Annotated in this window: 13 protein-coding genes; 7 read left to right on the top strand and 6 right to left on the bottom strand. The window is 72.8% G+C overall.

The features are described from left to right. Positions 1–291 precede the first annotated feature (291 nt). Positions 292–780, top strand: a complete 489-nt coding sequence (locus WME96_RS24755; protein ID WP_437284056.1) for an FHA domain-containing protein — start codon at positions 292–294, stop codon at positions 778–780. Between the two features lie 54 nt (positions 781–834). Here the strand turns inward: WME96_RS24755 and WME96_RS24750 are convergent, their stop codons facing one another. Then, on the bottom strand, positions 835–1,899 hold the full coding sequence (locus WME96_RS24750) for a hypothetical protein (RefSeq protein WP_437284055.1): 1,065 nt from the start codon (positions 1,897–1,899) through the stop codon (positions 835–837). A 252-nt stretch (positions 1,900–2,151) separates the two neighbouring features. Between WME96_RS24750 and WME96_RS24745 the strand changes: the two genes are divergently transcribed. Both WME96_RS24745 and WME96_RS24740 read left to right on the top strand, forming a co-directional pair. Next, positions 2,152–3,243 (top strand): hypothetical protein, encoded by a 1,092-nt coding sequence (locus WME96_RS24745; RefSeq protein ID WP_437284054.1) that lies wholly within the window; start codon positions 2,152–2,154, stop codon positions 3,241–3,243. Continuing rightward, positions 3,243–4,727 (top strand): hypothetical protein, encoded by a 1,485-nt coding sequence (locus WME96_RS24740; protein ID WP_437284053.1) that lies wholly within the window; start codon positions 3,243–3,245, stop codon positions 4,725–4,727. Before WME96_RS24745 ends, WME96_RS24740 begins: the two co-directional genes overlap by 1 nt. Here the strand turns inward: WME96_RS24740 and WME96_RS24735 are convergent. Then, positions 4,696–6,270: a ferritin-like domain-containing protein gene (locus WME96_RS24735; protein ID WP_437284052.1), complete on the bottom strand. Its 1,575-nt coding sequence runs from the start codon at positions 6,268–6,270 to the stop codon at positions 4,696–4,698. The genes WME96_RS24740 and WME96_RS24735 overlap by 32 nt on opposite strands. 522 nt (positions 6,271–6,792) lie before the next feature. On the opposite strand from WME96_RS24735, the gene WME96_RS24730 reads away from it, so the two are divergent. From WME96_RS24730 to WME96_RS24720, 3 genes are all read left to right on the top strand, one after another. Then, a complete protein-coding gene (locus tag WME96_RS24730) occupies positions 6,793–8,133 on the top strand; it encodes a sigma-70 family RNA polymerase sigma factor (RefSeq protein WP_437284051.1) in 1,341 nt (446 codons plus the stop codon). Between the two features lie 121 nt (positions 8,134–8,254). Beyond that, positions 8,255–8,989: a TetR/AcrR family transcriptional regulator gene (locus WME96_RS24725; RefSeq protein ID WP_437284050.1), complete on the top strand. Its 735-nt coding sequence runs from the start codon at positions 8,255–8,257 to the stop codon at positions 8,987–8,989. A 6-nt stretch (positions 8,990–8,995) separates the two neighbouring features. After that, complete coding sequence (locus WME96_RS24720; RefSeq protein ID WP_437284049.1) at positions 8,996–10,243, top strand: cytochrome P450; 1,248 nt, start codon at positions 8,996–8,998, stop codon at positions 10,241–10,243. A 182-nt stretch (positions 10,244–10,425) separates the two neighbouring features. On the opposite strand, the gene WME96_RS24715 is transcribed toward WME96_RS24720, so the two are convergent. From WME96_RS24715 to WME96_RS24705, 3 genes are all read right to left on the bottom strand, one after another. Further along, on the bottom strand, positions 10,426–11,283 hold the full coding sequence (locus WME96_RS24715; protein ID WP_437284048.1) for a 3'(2'),5'-bisphosphate nucleotidase CysQ family protein: 858 nt from the start codon (positions 11,281–11,283) through the stop codon (positions 10,426–10,428). A 100-nt stretch (positions 11,284–11,383) separates the two neighbouring features. Further along, entirely contained in the window at positions 11,384–12,646 is a 1,263-nt protein-coding gene (locus WME96_RS24710; RefSeq protein WP_437284047.1) for an RNA polymerase sigma factor, read from the bottom strand. After that, a complete protein-coding gene (locus tag WME96_RS24705; RefSeq protein WP_433926302.1) occupies positions 12,643–13,038 on the bottom strand; it encodes a YciI family protein in 396 nt (131 codons plus the stop codon). The genes WME96_RS24710 and WME96_RS24705 overlap by 4 nt, the downstream gene beginning before the upstream one ends. A gap of 282 nt (positions 13,039–13,320) precedes the next feature. Between WME96_RS24705 and WME96_RS24700 the strand changes: the two genes are divergently transcribed. Further along, entirely contained in the window at positions 13,321–13,902 is a 582-nt protein-coding gene (locus tag WME96_RS24700; protein WP_437284046.1) for a DUF3089 domain-containing protein, read from the top strand. Between the two features lie 76 nt (positions 13,903–13,978). Here WME96_RS24700 and WME96_RS24695 read toward each other — a convergent pair whose 3' ends face one another. Continuing rightward, entirely contained in the window at positions 13,979–15,493 is a 1,515-nt protein-coding gene (locus WME96_RS24695; protein ID WP_437284045.1) for a flavin-containing monooxygenase, read from the bottom strand. Between the last annotated feature and the right edge of the window lie 264 nt (positions 15,494–15,757).

The raw sequence follows: 15,757 nt of genomic DNA, 5'->3' as shown, positions 1-15,757 counted from the left end.
CACGTGGGCCGCATGGGCGTCGCGCGTGTCAGGCCTGTGAGCCGCGCGTCAGCCGGGTATGGCGAGTACCGACTTGTGGTCCGCGCGGCGCATGATTTTCGAGCCCAGGGCGCGGCGTGGCCCCCGGTGATCCCGTCGTGGACTGATGTATAAGGGCCTTATCAGGCCCTGCCGGACCGGCCGCGCGCCGCCCGGGCGGGCCCCGTCGCTCGAACAGCACGGAACCTGGGGGAAGATCCGCTCATGTTGACCTTCGCGACCCTTTGTGCCCAGAGCCGCGCGCTCTCACGGATGGCCTTCGATCGAAGGTACCCTCACGCCTGGTTGCTCCGGGAGCTCGGCCCCGAGGACCAGCCTCCCCCGTCGTTCAAGACCCTCTTCGCCGGCACCTCGCCCGGCTCGGCCGGCCAACCGGCGCTGTGCCGCCACCGGATCTCGTCGGGCATGTCGGTGGCGTCCCACGGCTGCGAGCTCCTCGCCGTGACCAAGCGGCCGGAGAGCCCCTGGCAGGATCGCATCCTCATCGGGCGCGCCTTGAACAGCGATATCGTGCTCCGCGACCAGTCGGTCTCCAAGGTCCACGCGCACATCTCGGTCCTTGTCGCAGACACCCCGCTGCTCCACGCGAGGAAGAGCACCAACGGGACCTACCTGAACGACCGGCTCCTCGCGCCGGCCGGCGACGGCGTGCCCCTCCGGAGCGGCGACATCCTCCAGTTCGGCAACGTCATCTGCGAGTTCATCCTGAACGCCGATCTCTACCGGCTCATGAACCGCTGAGTCGACGCCCGCCGCTCGCCCGCCGCTCGCCCGCCGCGCGCGCCCGCCGTCGGATCAGCGCCGCGCCGGGTGCGGCGCGCCGAACAGCACCTCCACCGGGCCCGCCTGCGTCTCCACCACGAAGGTCGCGTCCACCGGGGCGCCGCCGCGGAACGCCCTCAGGACCTCCTTGCGCCGCTTCATCAGCTCGGCCAGGCCGAGCGCGAGCGCCTCGGAGGCGGTGAGCTCCTTGGGCGTCGGCTTGCGGCCGATGAGATCCTCGTCGACCATCGCGAGCATCGGATACGCGTCGGGATCGGCGAGCTCCCAGCGCTGCTCGGCGACCTCGGCGCGCAGCGCCGGGTGCAGGTCGCCGGCGCGGTCGAAGCTCAGCGAGAAGAAGCTCGCCGGCAGCGAGGCGGGCGGCGCGTCCGGGAGCTTCGCGGTCTCGGCGAGGTAGAGCTCGAACCCCTGCGCGCTCTCGAAGAGCAGCACGCCGTGGCTCTGGCCGGCCTGCCCGACGACGCACAGCGCGAGGTCGCGCGCGCCGAGCGACGGGATCGACAGCGCCATGATGTCGGCGTCGCTGGGCACGGCCTTCCAGGGCGCCGCGCGGTAGAGCGCGGCCGCCGCGCGGAAGAACGACGCCATCGCCGGCGCCTCGATGCCGCCCCCGAGGAAGCTCGGCGCCAGCCGGCCGTCGCGCGCGCCGAGGTGCTCCTCCAGGTCCTCGGCGACGACGTCGATCTCCGGCGTCGGCGCGACGCGGACCTCGACCGTCGCGCCGAGCCGCGCGCGCAGCGCGTCCGCGAGCGCGGGCGACGCCACGCGCACGCGCGCGGGCAGGCGCGCCTCGCCGTCCAGCGGCTCCCTGGCGGCGGCCTCGAAGCTGTCGACCGCGCCCGCCACGACGTCGCCGGGGCGCAGCGCGGCGCAGCTCAGCACGAGGCCGCGCTCGGTCATCCAGACGACCGCCTCGGGGCGGTACGCCTCGTCGCCCTCGTGCACGAACGCGCGCAGGGAGAAGAAGCCGCCGATCCACGCCTCGTCGCGGCGAGGCAGCGGGGCCGCGGTCTTCTTCGCGGCCTTCTTGACGATCTTCTTGGGCCGCTTCTTCTTCGGGGCTGGCACGGAGGACATCAGGGCACCTGTTCGCGAGAGCGCTCCAGCCGGTACGCTCGATGACGGGGGACGAGGGCGGGACCGGAAGCGGACGCGCAACGCTAGCGCAATGGCCGCGCGCCCGACCAGGGTACCGGCGGGCGGGGCGCCCAGGGCGCCTTTCGTCCTGGCGCTCCTCGCGGTGCCCTGTTATCGGTCGTCGCGGTCCAGCGCGCCGCTCCGGAGCGGGTGCTGCGCGCCGACCTTCCTGGGGACTCGATGCCTGAAGAGATGTGCAGAAGGTCCCGCCGCCGGGCGCGTGGCGCAGCGGGCGGCGCGCGTCGCGCGGCGCGGGGGGGCCTCGGCCGCCTCGCGATCGGGCTCGCCGTGGCGCTGGCCGCCGCGGCGCCGGCGGCCCCGGCCGGCGCCGAGCCGACGACGATCGGAGAGCGCGCGCGGGCCGACCAGCTCCGCCGGGAGGCTGGGGAGCTCATGGCGAGCGGCCGGCCCGAGTCGGCCTGTCCGAAGCTCGAGGAGAGCGACCGGCTGAGCCCGTCGGCCGGGACGAAGCTCGAGCTCGCGAGGTGCCATGAGGCCACGGGGCGCCTCGCGAGCGCGTGGGCCCTCTACACCGAGGTCGCGGCGGCGCCGGAGGGAGCGGGCGGCGACCCGCGGCAGGCGGCGGAGGCCCGCGGGCGCGCGGCGGCGGTGGAGCAGCGGCTCCCGAAGCTCGCGATCGTCGCATCGCCCGAGGTGCAGGCGCTGCCGGGGCTCGTGGTGAGGCTCGACGGCGTGGACGCGCGCGGCCTGGTCGGCGCGGCCCGCCCCGTCGAGCCGGGCAAGCACCGGGTGACCGCGATCGCGCCGGGCACGCAGTCCTTCTCGCGCGAGGTCGAGGCGAGCCAGCCAGGACAGCTCGTCGAGGTCCAGATCCCGGCGCTCGAGCCCGAGCTCGCGGCAGAGGACGCGCCGCCCGCGCCCCGCGTGATCGAGCGGCGCGCGCAGGCGCCGTACGGCGCGCGGCCCGATCCGATCCACCGGAACCTGATGTGGGTGACTGGCGGGCTCGCGCTGGCGGGCATCGCGCTCGGAAGCACGTTTGGCGCTCTCGCGATCTCCACGTGGGACAAGGTCGAGAACGCCGCCGGGACGGCGTGCAGGGATCCGGCGCGTTACCGGGACTGTGCGCAGCCGGTGCCCGATCTGTCGAGCAGGGCGATGTCGTACGCGACCGTCTCCGATTTCTCGTTCATCGCCGCGGGCGCGGCGCTCGCCGGCACGGCCGTCCTCTGGTGGACGCTGCCCCCGGACGGCCCGCGCGCGAGCGCCCGCGTGCACATCGCGCCCGGCGTCCTCGGCGGCGCCGTCGTCGGGGTGTTCTGATGACGAGGGCGCTCGAACGGCGCGCCCTGCTCTGGCTGGCGAGCGCCCTCTTCGCGGCGAACGCCGCGGGGTGCGCGGATATCGCGGGCATCGAGCGCATCGGCGAGCAGGGCGTCGGGGGAGGCACGTCCAGCGAGCCCGGGTACACGTGCCAGTGGGCGATGCCCTTCGGCGACGCCGACACGACGCTCGGCGGGATCGCGGCCGACAGGGACGGCACCTTGTGGGTCGCGGGCGGCTTCCAGGGGACCCTCGCTGTCGCGGGCGGCGCGGCGCTCCGGGCCGGCAGCGGGGGCAAGGACGTCTTCGTGGCGCACCTCGCGGCGGACGGGAACCACCTCTGGAGCGGGCGCTTCGGGAACGCGGAGAACGACGTCGCGACCAGCGTCCATCAGGCGACCGCGATCGCCCTCGGCGACGGCGGCGTCTACGTGGCGGGCGACTTCACCGGCAGCCTCGCGTTCGGCGCGGACTGCGCGCTCCCGGAGGGCGCGGGCGACGGCGACGTGTTCGTGGCGCGGCTCGACAAGGGCGATCCAGGCGGGCCCGCGGCCTGCGCGACCCACGGCTCCAGCCGCCTCGACGAGGCGAAGGCGGTCGCCGTGGACGGCGATCGCGTCCTCGTCCTGACGTCGCTCAACGGCGGGGCGGACATGGGCTTCGCCAGCCACGACGGACAGACGCTCTCGAGCGCGTGCAACGGCGTCTTCTCGGGCCGCGAGGGGGCGAGCTACCGGCCCCGCGCGCTCCGCGTGGACGCCGGCGAGGCGTTCGTGGTCGCCGATTTCGAGGGCCGCGTGAACCTCGGCTTTCCCGGCGCCGAGCGCGGGCTGCCGTCCGCCGACGAGGCCGCCGACGGCGTCGACGCCCTGCTCGCGTCGTTCCCCACGGCGTGGATCTGCGACCCGCCGAGCGCCGGCGCCGCGGGCCTCTGGTACCGGCATTACTCGTCGCGCCCCGGCGATCAGCGCGCCAGCGCCGTCGCGGTGCACAAGGAGGGCGTCGTCCTGGCCGGCTCGTTCACGGGGGGGATCGACCTCGCCGGCGAGCCTGACGGCGGGTTCGTCTCCACCGACGAGGACGGCTTCGTCGCGCACCTCGATCGGCGCGGCGTCTCCCGGTGGGCCAAGCACCTCGGGGGCAGCCTGGCCCAGTCGGCGCAGGCGGTCGGGACCGACACGTCCGGGAAGATCGTCGTGGCCGGGCATTTCCAGCAGCAGATGAAGACCGACGACGCGGAGGTCACCGGCGACGGCGTCGAGGGCGACATCTTCCTCGCGCGGCTCAACGCCACGACCGGCGAGGTCGAGTGGAGCGGCGCGCTCGCCGGCGCCGGGATCCAGCAGATCCAGGCGCTCGCCGTCTCCGGGACGGACATCTTCCTGGCGGGCACCTTCAGCGACGACTTCAGGCTCCTGAACTGCGCGCCCGAGGTCGCGGACGGTCAGCTCTTCATCGCGAAGCTCTCGGTCTCCTCGCGCTGAGCGCCGGCCGTGGCGCGCGGCGCTCGTCGCGCCCGCGCGCGAGCAGCGCCTGCGCGCAGGGCGCGATGACCTGCGCGAGCGCGCGCTCCCGGATCGCGCGCCGGTGCTGCGCCGAGAGCACGCCGAAGCCGAGCAGCGGCCCGCCGCCGTCGGCCTCGCGCGGGGCGGGGGGCTCCGCGCGCGCGGCGGCGAGCTCGTCGAGGACGGCGCTCGCCAGGGAGGGGTCGCGCTCGAGGGCCCAGGCGGTGAACCGGAAGGCGAGCTCGGCGTGCCGCGTCTCGTCCTCGGCGATCTTCTCGAGCGCGCGCCGGATCGCGGGGTCCGTCGCGTGGAGGGCGGCCTCGGCTGCCTCGATGGCGGCGACGGTCTCGCCGACGCACCCCTCGCGGAAGGTGGTCACCAGGATCTCGCGGGCGCCGTCGCCGCCGAGGGCGCCGTCGATGGCGAGGGGCCCCGGGCCGACGCCGCGCCCGGCGAAGGCGCTCGCGAGCTCGAAGCACATGCGCGCGTGCTCGGCCTCGTCGCCCATGGCCGCCTGCGCCGCGTGGACGAGCTCGGGCGGCGCGCCGAGCGAGAGGAGCTGCAGCGAGAAGCGCGCGAACGCCGCGATCGACGCGTGCTCGAGCAGGGCGGAGCGGGTCCAGTGCGCGGCGAGCGCCGCCTGCTGCTCGGGCGAGAGCGCCTCGCGGCGGGGCGGCGCTCCCGGGGCTGCGGCCCGCCAGTCGTCGCGCGCGGCGGGGTCGGCGGTGCGCGCGACCCCCTCGACGAGGAACGGCCGGCCGATCACGCAGATCTGCGGCGTGCAGGCGTGGCGCCCGGCCTCGAGAGAGCACTGTTCTTCCCCGACGCAGTCGTCGTCGCCGGCGCACTCGTCGGCGGACGTCTGGCAGGCGAAGCCGGTCCCGCCGCAGCCGGGGTTCAGGACGTAGGTGGAGCAGAGCAGGCCGCCGCAGTCGTCGTCGCTCGTGCACTGTGCGAGCACGCACTGCCCGACCGGATCGCCACAGAGGCAGATCTGCCCATCGCCGCAGTCGGCGTCGGTCGTGCACCCATAGTTGCAGTAGCACCCTGGCAGCACGTCGCCTCCGGTCGCGGCGTTGCAGTAGCCGTGCGGCTGGTCGGTGCAGTCAGCGTCGGTCTTGCAGCTCCCCGCGGCGCCGCTCGGGTCCGAGCACGCCTCCTCGCGCGGGAGCGCGCTGGGGCAGGCGACGACCTTGGCGCGGTGCATCCAGCCGCCGGCGCAGCGCACGTACCCGGTGTCCACGCCCGCGACGACGACGGGCTCGGGATCGTCGCACGCGAACGGCGGACCTTCCGGCGTCACGCTCCCCGTGCTCCCGGCGGGGCCATCGACCGAGCTCCCGCCCGAGCCCACGGCCGGGCTCCCGCCGGAGCCCGCGGCCGGGCTTCCGCCCGAGCCTTCCGCCGAGCTCCCGCCCGAGCCTCCTCCGGTCGTGACGCCACCGCAGCTCAGGGCGGGCGCGATCGCCAGCACCGAGAGCAACCTCGCACCCCACGAGTCGATAGAGACGAGCAATCGCATGGAATTTCCCTCTTGCGAGGAGTTTACCCGGGCGCTGCGCCGCCGTCGTCACGAGCTCGCGGCGGCCTGCCCGGCGGGGTGATGGCCAGTTCTCGACATCCCGGGGGGAGACCCTCGGTGAACGCCGCACAGCCACGGAGCTCAGCCGGCATGACCGGAGAGTCGGGCGCTCTCCGCGTCGAGCACGCCGGTCGCCCCCGGTCGAGCGCGCCCGGCCCGCGCGGGCTCGACCGGCCGCGCAACGGGCTGAGCCGACGCCGCCGATCCCGGAGGACGCCCTCCGGCGCGCGCTCCTCCGCGCCGAGAACCCCGCGCGCGCGCCGGCGCCGCCGGGGAGATGCAACGACGCGCGCGGAGCGGTGGAACAACCACGAAAAATGCCGTAAAAGGGCGGCAGTAGGCTAGCCCTTCGATTTTCTGTTTACGTCCATAGCGGATAGAGTATCGAGGCGCCTCGCTGCTCGTATCTCCCTGCACCTCCGGGGGCAGGCACGACGCAGCGGCAACACTGGAGCGCACTGAATGAGGTTCCGTCCCTCGCTCTCTGCGAGCGAGCCCGAATCGAGTCGTCCCGTTGTCATCGATTCCGCGGAGGAGCAGGCGGGCGAGCGCGCCCCTGCGCGCCGCGGCCGGGCTGCGGCCGGGCACGTCGCGCCGGGCGCGACCGAGCTCTACTTCCGCTCGCTCGCCGGCAGCCAGCCGCTGACGCGCGAGGGTGAGGTCGCGATCGGCCGCCGCATCGAGGCGGGCGCGCTCGCGTGCGTCGAGGCCTGGGTCCGCTCGCCGATCGCCCTGCGCGAGCTCGCCTGGACGGCGGAGGACGTGCATGTGGGGGCGCTCGGCATCCGGGATCTGCTGTGCGAGTCCGACGCCAGCGATGTCGACGCGGAAGCGTGCCTGAAGCGGCTCGCGGGGCTGCTCGATCTGGCGCGCTCGCTCCATGCCGGGGAGCGGAGCGGCGAGGACCAGGAGATCGCGCTCGCGGGCCTCGCCGCGGGCCTCGCGGAGCTGCGCCTCGATCCCGCCTTCGAGGAGCGCATCGAGCGGAGCCTGCGCACGGCGGCGGCCGAGGCGACGGGGGCCGAGCGCGCGCCGATCCAGGCCACGATCGCGGCGATCGCCCGGGCGCGCCGCGCCGTGGCCCAGGCGAAGTCCGAGCTCGTCCAGGCGAACCTGCGCCTCGCGGTCGCGATCGCGCGGGAGCACCAGCGCTTCGGCGTCCCGCTGCTCGACCTCGTGCAGGAGGGGAACCTCGGCCTGATCCGCGCCGCCGACAAGTTCGAGTACCGCCGCGGCCACCGGTTCGGCACCTACGCCGCGTGGTGGATCAAGCAGGCGATCAAGCGGGCGGTCCTCAACCAGGGCAAGGCCGTGCGCATGCCGGTGCACCTCACCGCGATCCGGAGCCAGGTGGTGCGCGCTCGGCGGGATCTGGTGCAGGAGCGCGGCCGCGAGCCCTCGGTCGAGGAGGTCGCGGAGCGCAGCGGCCTCTCGGTGGAGAAGGTGCGCATGATCGGCGAGCTCGCGCTCGACCCGCTCAGCCTCGACGCCCCCATCGGCGAGGAGGGGGACACCCGGTACGGCGATCTGCTGGCCGGCGAGGAGCCCACGCCCGCCGACATGCTGGCCCGGCGCCGCCTGATCGAGCAGACGCGCGAGCTGCTCGACTCGCTGCAGCCGCGCGAGCGCGAGCTCCTGCGGCGCCGCTTCGGCCTCGACGGCAACGAGGACGAGACGCTCGAGGAGATCGGGCAGTCCTTCTCGCTGACGCGCGAGCGCATCCGCCAGATCGAGGCGAAGCTGCTCGAGAAGCTCCGGATGCGCTCGCGGCAGCGAGAGCTCGGCTCCTACCTCGAAGGCTGACGGCGCCCCCTGCGGCGAGCGGCGCCCGCCGGGTTGACCCGCCCGGAGGGAGCGCTACATTGACGTCGCGACGTTTGACCAATTTAGAAAATTGGTCAAACGTCCACGATGGAGCAGGCGCTTGATTGAAGGGGAGATCTCGAAGCACCGGCAGCGGGCCGAGCGGATTCTGGATGCTGCGGCGGAGCTGGTGCTCCGCTGGGGGTACAAGCGCGTCACGATCGATGAGGTCGCCAAGCGGGCTGGTATCGGCAAGGGGACGGTCTACCTGCACTGGAGGACGCGAGAGGCGCTCTTCCTCGCCGTGCTCGCGCGCGACTCGGTGAAGCTGTATGCCGGCCTCATCGAGGCGATCCGCGAGGATCCCGCGGAGATCCTGCTGCACCGCCTGCTGCGGAGGACGCTCCTTTTGCTGAAGGAGTTTCCGCTGCTGCAAGCGATGTTCACCGGGGACACGGAGGTGCTCGGTGGCCTTCTCGAGGAGAGCACGGTGCGGCCGCTCCGGGGCCGCAAGTTCGCGTCGTTTCGCGGCCACTTCGCGCTCCTCCGGTCGCACGGCCTGCTGCGCACCGACATGGCCGCGGACGACCAGTTCTATGCGATCAACGCCTCGATGTTCGGTTTCTACCTGCTCGATCCCATGTTGCCGCCCGAGGAGCGGCGGTCGCTGGACGAGAGGGCCGAGATCGTCGCGGCGATGGTGCGCAACGCCTTCGAGCCCCCGGATCCCCCCGATCCCGAGGTCCTCCGCGCGCTCGCGCCCGGGATCATCGACATGTTCGTGCGGTTGCGCGCTGATTACGTGCAGTTCGTACAAGGGAATTCGACCTCAACGCGGGAGAGCCCCGAGGAGTGATCCACCATGAGCACGACCGACGCGATCGCCCATCCGAACCAGCCCGCGCTGGACCCGCTCCTGGCCTGGCTGCGCCATGCGCGGGAGTCCAGCCCGATACATCATGACGAGACGCAGCGGATCTGGCAGCTCTTCGGTCACGCGGACATCTTCCGCGTGCTGTCCGATCCGGCGACGTTCTCGTCGGACATGTCCAGGTTCATCCCGCCGCAGGCGGACTTCGAGCTGTTCTCCCGGGGGAATTTCGTCCGGATGGACCCTCCGATGCACCGGAAGCTCCGCGATCTGGTGAGCCAGGCGTTCACGCCGCGCATGGTGTCCGGGCTCGCGCCGCGGATCGCGGCGCTCACGAGCGAGCTGCTCGACGGCGTCGGCGACGCCGAGCGCTTCGATCTGGTGGGGTCCCTGGCGTATCCGCTGCCGGTGATCGTGATCGCCGAGCTGCTCGGGATCCCGGTCGCCGACCGGGAGTCGTTCCGGCGGTGGGCCGACTCGCTGCTGTCGAGGGAGGACACGGGCGCCCTGCCGGACGAGGCGATGATGAACCGGATGGCCCCGACGCTGCGGGAGATGAACGACTACCTGCTTTCGCACATCAGGCAGCGTCGCGCCCGGCCGACCGACGATCTGATCGGCAAGCTGGTGTGCGCCGAGGTCGACGGCCACCGCCTCGAGGACGAGGAGATCGTCGGCTTCGTCGGCCTGCTGCTGATCGCCGGGCACATCACGACGACAGCGCTCGTCGGCAATGCGATCCTGTGCCTCGACGAGAACCCCGCCGCCGCGGACGAGCTCCGGGCCGACCCCTCGGCGATCCCGGCGGCCATCGAGGAGGTGCTCCGCTATCGCCCGCCGTTCCCGCGGCTCGCCCGGCGGACCACCACCGAGGTGGAGCTCGGTGGGAAGCGGATCCCGGCGGATCAGATCCTGATTCTGTGGCTCGTCTCGGCCAACCGCGACAGCGCGCAGTTCGAGGACCCCGACCGGTTCAATATCCACCGCAAGCCCAACCCGCACCTGAGCTTCGGGTACAGCATCCATTTCTGTCTCGGCGCCCCGCTGGCCAGGCTGGAGGCGAAGATCGCGCTGGAGATCCTGCTCGATCGGTACAAGGCCATCGCGGTGGCGCGCGACGATCAGCGCGAGTTCTTCAGCCCGACGGCGATGCTCAGCGCCAGGCGACTGCCGGTGGACGTGCAGGCCGCGCGGCCGAAGGCGAAGGGGGAGGTGCGGCGGGGGCTGGTGTCCGCGTAGCGCCGCCTGGCGTTTCTGGCAGTTCATCTGCTCTCCTCGCCGTCTGCGCCTGAGAGCGGCGCTCCAGCGCGCTCTCGCACCCGCGTTGTTCACCGCGCGGATGCAGGCGATGAGCGCGCGCTCCAGCGGCGCTCTGCGTGGAAGGCGGTCTACAGGCGTGCGCCATGCGGTCCTCGCGGACCTCACGGCTCCTGGGCGAGGGCCGAGAGGAGCTGCTCGTGAAGGACGGGAGATCGGCTGATGAGCAGCCCGTCATCGAGGCGCGGCGTGGGCCGGTTGTAGCGGAGCGGGTTGCCGGCGAGGTCGGTGGCGGCGCCGCCCGCCTCCCGGACGATCAGGTCGACCGCGGCGATGTCCCATTCCCAGGCGCCGAGGCGGCGACCGGCGGGGACCCCGGCGATCGCGTCGACCGAGCCCTCGCCCGGCAGCAGCGCGCGGGCGCAGAGGCTCCGCGTCGTCTCGACGACGTCCGCAGCCCCCAGCCGCCGCGCGACGCGCTGCAGGCGAGGGAGGTTGTCCGGAGCGCCGAGCCAGCCCTTGGTGGCGATCGCGGGTCGCCCGCCGCCGAAGGAGAGGCGGAGCGGCCGGCGCGCTTCGCCGGGGCGCTCGATCCAGGCGCCGCTCCCGGCGACGGCGCTCAGGAGGAGCCCGGTCGTTGGCTGATACGACAGCGCGACGACCGGCGCGCCATGGACGACAAGCGCGATGAACACGTCGAAATCGCCCGTGCGCGCGACGAACTGCGCTGTCCCGTCGATCGGGTCGACGATCCAGCAACGGTCTCTGGCGAGCCGCGCAGCGTCGTCCGCTCCTTCCTCGGTCAGGAGGGCGTCGCCGGGGAACGCCGACGAGAGCGCGGCGCGGATCGCGGCATCCGAGGCGTGGTCTGCCTCTGTCACCACGGACCCGTCGGGCTTCTCCGAGACCGCGGCGCGCCCGTAGAGCGCCAGGATCACCTCGCCGGCGGCCCGCGCGGCGGCCGTCGCGACCTCGATCTCCCGGGCGTAGCGCGCCATGGACGCGTCGCTTGCGCTGGACATGGGCGACCGGTTAGGCGCGCGCGTCGTCCGGGTCAACGGTCGCTCCTCGACAGCGAAGCCGGTCGGGTCGGTCGCGGTGACGCGCGCCGGCGCATGCCGCTCACCTCCGGGCGTCGCTCAGCCGCGCCGCCTGCGTCGCCAGGTACGCCTGCTCCGGGAGGCTCGTCGTGCGGCTGGCCGCTCGTCTGTAGTGCGCGATCGCGGCCTCGTGATCGCCGGCGCGCTCCAGCAGGTGCGCGCGGACGGCGTCGAGGCGGTAATGCCCCGTGAGCCGCGGGTCGGCGTCGAGGGCGTTCAGCAGAGCGAGCCCCGCGCGAGGGCCGTGCACCATGGCCGTCGCGACCGCGTGGCTGAGCGCGACCATCGGATTGTCGGACATCCGCATCAGCACGCCATAGAGCGCCAGGATCTGCGGCCAGTCGGTGTCCTCGGCGCGCGCCGCCTCGTCGTGCACCGCCGCGATGGCGGCCTGCAGCGGATAGGCGCCGATGGCTCCCCTCGACAGCGCCGCGGTGACGAGCGCGACGCCCTCGGCGATGGCGCGCTGATCCCACAGGCTCCGATCCTGCTCGTGGAGGGGGATCAGCTCGCCCGCCGGCCCGGTGCGCGCCGCGCGACGCGCGTCGGTCAGCAGCATCAGCGCGAGCAGGCCCGCGACCTCGCCGTCGTCCGGGAGGAGCGCGTGCACGGCGCGCATCAGCCGGATCGCCTCGCTCGACAGGTCGGTGCGGTGCAGCTCGGGGCCGGAGCTCGTGGTGTAGCCCTCGTTGAAGATCAGGTAGAGCACGTGCAGCACGGCGCCGAGGCGCTGCGCGCGCTCCTCGGGCGTGGGCATCTGGAACGGCACGCCGGAGGCCTTGATGCTCTGCTTGGCCCGGCTGATCCGTTGCGCCATGGTGGCCTCGGGGACGAGGAAGGCCCTGGCGATCTCGGCGGTGGTCAGGCCGCCGACGGCGCGGAGCGTGAGCGCGATGGCGGAGGACGGCGACAGGGCGGGGTGACAGCACATGAAGAGCAGGGCGAGCGTGTCGTCCTGCTCGGAGGTCTCGTCGCTGTCGGGGGCGAGGGCGATCTGCTGCTCCGGCGGCACGAGGCTGATCACGAACGCCTCGCGGCGGCGGCGGGCGGCCTCGCTCCGGACGTGATCGGTGATCCGGCGCGACGCCACCTGGATGAGCCAGGCGCGCGGCTCGTCGGGCACGCCGTCGCGCGGCCACTGGGTGGCCGCGGCGAGCAACGCTTCCTGGACGGCGTCCTCGGAGGCGGCGAAGTCGCGGAATCGCCGGAGGACGGCGCCGAGCACCTGCGGCGCGAGGTCGCGCAGCAGGCGCTCGGCCCGGGCGTCGCGTGACGGAGGGGTCACAGCAGATCGTTGGGGGGCGCGCTCATCACCTCGCGGACCTCGATCCCCATGTTGAGCGGCGCGCCGCCGGGGCCGGGCGCGGCGGAGGCCTCGGCGGCGATCTGGTAGGCGCGCTCGGGGGTGTCGACCTCGACGATCCAGTACCCGGCGAGGAACTCCTTGGTCTCCGGGAACACGCCGTCGGTGATCGGCTTGCCGTCGTTGCCGGCGCGCACGAGCCTGGCCTGGTCGGGCCCGGAGAGGCCTTCGGCGGCCACGAGCTCGCCCGAGTCGCTGAGCTTCTTGTGGAAGCTCTTCATGAAGGCGATGTGCGCGTGGAGGTCCTTCTGCGGCCAGCTTGCAACCTGGTACGGGCCGCCGTGCGGGGTGTTCATCATCAGCATGTATTTCATGGTGGGCTCCCTCTCATCGCTGACGCCCCGGGCGCGGGGCGCGTTCACAGGCAGGTCGGAGCTGCGGGCGGAGTCTCGACATGCCGGGTGCCGAATGGCGAAGAAATTTGATGGGCGATGTGAGGTAATGTGGGTGTAGGTGTGTGGTGATTGCCAGGGGGAGAGGGAGCCAAGCCGACCGGGGTTGGGGAGCTGGGCCAAGCCGACCGAGGTTGGGGGGCAACCCGACCCAGGTTGAGCCCGGCAACCCGACCCAGGTTGAGCCCGGCAACCCGACCCAGGTTGGGCAATCCGACGCACGGGCTGATCCAGGGGACGGTCATGGCGGAGCGGCTGCTGTACGACGCGATCTCGGGCACCCCGTTCCGGGACCAGCTCGTGGCGGCGTACCTGATCGGCAGCGCGATCACCGTCGATGGGCTGCGCGAGCGCGCGCCCGACATCCCGGCGTGTCGAGTGCCTGATGACCTTCACTGTGTGGTTGCGTGGAACGCGCGCGGAACGCTGTATGCGCCGAGCGATTTCGAGATGCACCGGTCGGACCCGCGCGAGCGGATCTGCACCAACCCCCTGTCCTGGCGGACGGACGGAGCCCTCGCTCCCGCGGCCCTGAACCTCGGCGCTGTGTTCCTCGAGAGCGACGACAGGGCGCCGCGCCGCGGGCTCGTGGGCGACGCCCAGTGCGTGGACGGCACGCTCGTCCTCCACCACGTGGGCGCGGTTCCCAGGGATCTACCGAGCCGCATCCTCGATCGCGTGCTCGGCGACGGGAATGATCACGCGATCGAGTACCAGATCTTCTTCATGAACATTCGAGAGAACGCCGATGCGCGGTTAGCCGCGCTCCTCTCGTCATCGAGGTGAGCGACCCGGGGCGGGGGTGCGTTGTCGCGGAGCGATCCCGGCCCCGTGATCGGACGGAGCGCGCCTCCCGTGTGCTTCAGGTCTCCGCGTGCGGAGGACGCGCTGCGCTGGCGACATCGCGGCGCGTCGGCTGACCGCCTCTGGAAAAGACCATGGTCCCGTCGTCCACCGGACCGAGCTTCATGGCGAGCAAATCGAGCACGTAGTTCTGGCGGAAGGACCACGGCGCCTTCGAGCCCTGCTTGGGCAGGTGGTCCACGGCGCGCTGCACGTAGCCCGATGTCAGGCCGAGCAGCGGACGACCCTCGAGGATGGACTCGTCGGGGCGCGGCAGGCATTGCCGGTAGCCGTGGCGATCCATGTGGTTGAGCAGCCGACAGACGTACGTCGACGCCAGCTCCGCGCGGAGCGTCCACGAGGCGTTGGTGTATCCGAGGCAGAGCGCGAAGTTCGGGACGCCGCCCAGCATCAAACCCTTGTAGACGAAGGTCCTGCCGGGCTCGAGGACGCCACCGTCGACGGCGATGCGAATGCCGCCGCAGAGCAGGAGCTGAAGGCCAGTCGCCGTCACGATGATGTCCGCCTGGAGCTCCTTGCCCGACTCGAGCAGGATGCCGTCCTTCGTGAAGGTCCGGATCCGGTCGGTGACCACCGAGGCGCGCCCCGCCTTGACCGCGCGGAAAAGATCGGCGTCGGGAACGAGGCAGAGGCGCTGATCCCACGGGTCGTAGCGCGGGTTGAAGTGCGTATCGACGTCGAAGTCGGGCGGCAGACGCCGCGCGACGCCGCTGCGGAGCAGCCGCCTCGCCAGCGCCGGCGCGCGCTGACAGATCTGGTAGACAAGAAGGCTGATCCCGACGTTCTTCCAGCGGGCGACGCGGTGGGCGATCCGCTCCGGCAAGCGCGCGCGGAGCGCGTTCGCGATCGGGTCCTCGGCGGGCAACGAGGCGATGTACGACGGCGAGCGCTGGAGCATCGTCACGTGCGCCGCGTCAGCGGCCATCGCAGGCACCAGCGTCACCGCCGTGGCGCCGCTGCCGATGATCACGACGCGCCTGCCCCGGTAGTCGAGATCTTGAGGCCAGTCCTGAGGGTGCACCAGCCGACCCTGGAAGTCCTCGCGGCCCGGGAAGCTCGGTGTATAGCCGCTCTCGTAACTGTAGTAGCCGCTGCAGACGTACAGGAAGCTGCAGGAGATGCGGACGCGCTCCTCGCTCGGGCCGACGTCCACCTCGACGGTCCAGCGCGAGTGCTCGGAGGACCACGATACGGACCGGACCCGGTGATTGAACCGGATGTGCCGGTCGATGCCGAACTCCCGGGCTGTATCGCGCACGTAGTCGCGGATCGACGGTCCGTCGGCGATCGCCTTGGCCTCCTTCCAGGGGCGGAACGAGTAACCGAGCGTGAACATGTCGGAGTCCGAGCGGATCCCGGGGTAGCGGAACAGGTCCCACGTCCCGCCGATGGCGCTGCGTGCCTCGAGGATCGCGTACCGCTTGCCGGGGCAGCGCGCCTGGAGGTGGTAGCCGGCCCCGATGCCGGAGAGGCCGGCGCCGATGATCAGGACGTCGAAGTGCTCGATGGACATGCTGGGCTCCTCGGGGGCGAGCGCCATGGCGCTCCACGGCCGAGGATAGCGTGGTGGGCCGCGCCCGCGCTCGCGACCAGCGAATTTCGTGGCTGTGGGGGCTGACGGGGTTGAGGCGCGTCGGTGGCCTGGCCGAGATCGAGGCCTGTGCCGCTGGCGTCGGGGGCGATGCGGACGGGCTGGCGCGGCGGCCGCCGGCGCCGGGGGGCGAGGGCGGGGGGCCTGGAAGCGGCGCGCGGTGCCGTGGCCCGTTCGGCCCGGCCG

The sequence above is a fragment of the Sorangium sp. So ce406 genome (genome assembly GCF_051474675.1).
Taxonomy (GTDB): domain Bacteria; phylum Myxococcota_A; class Polyangia; order Polyangiales; family Polyangiaceae; genus Sorangium; species Sorangium cellulosum_G.
This window is presented reverse-complemented; position numbering and strand designations above follow the sequence as displayed.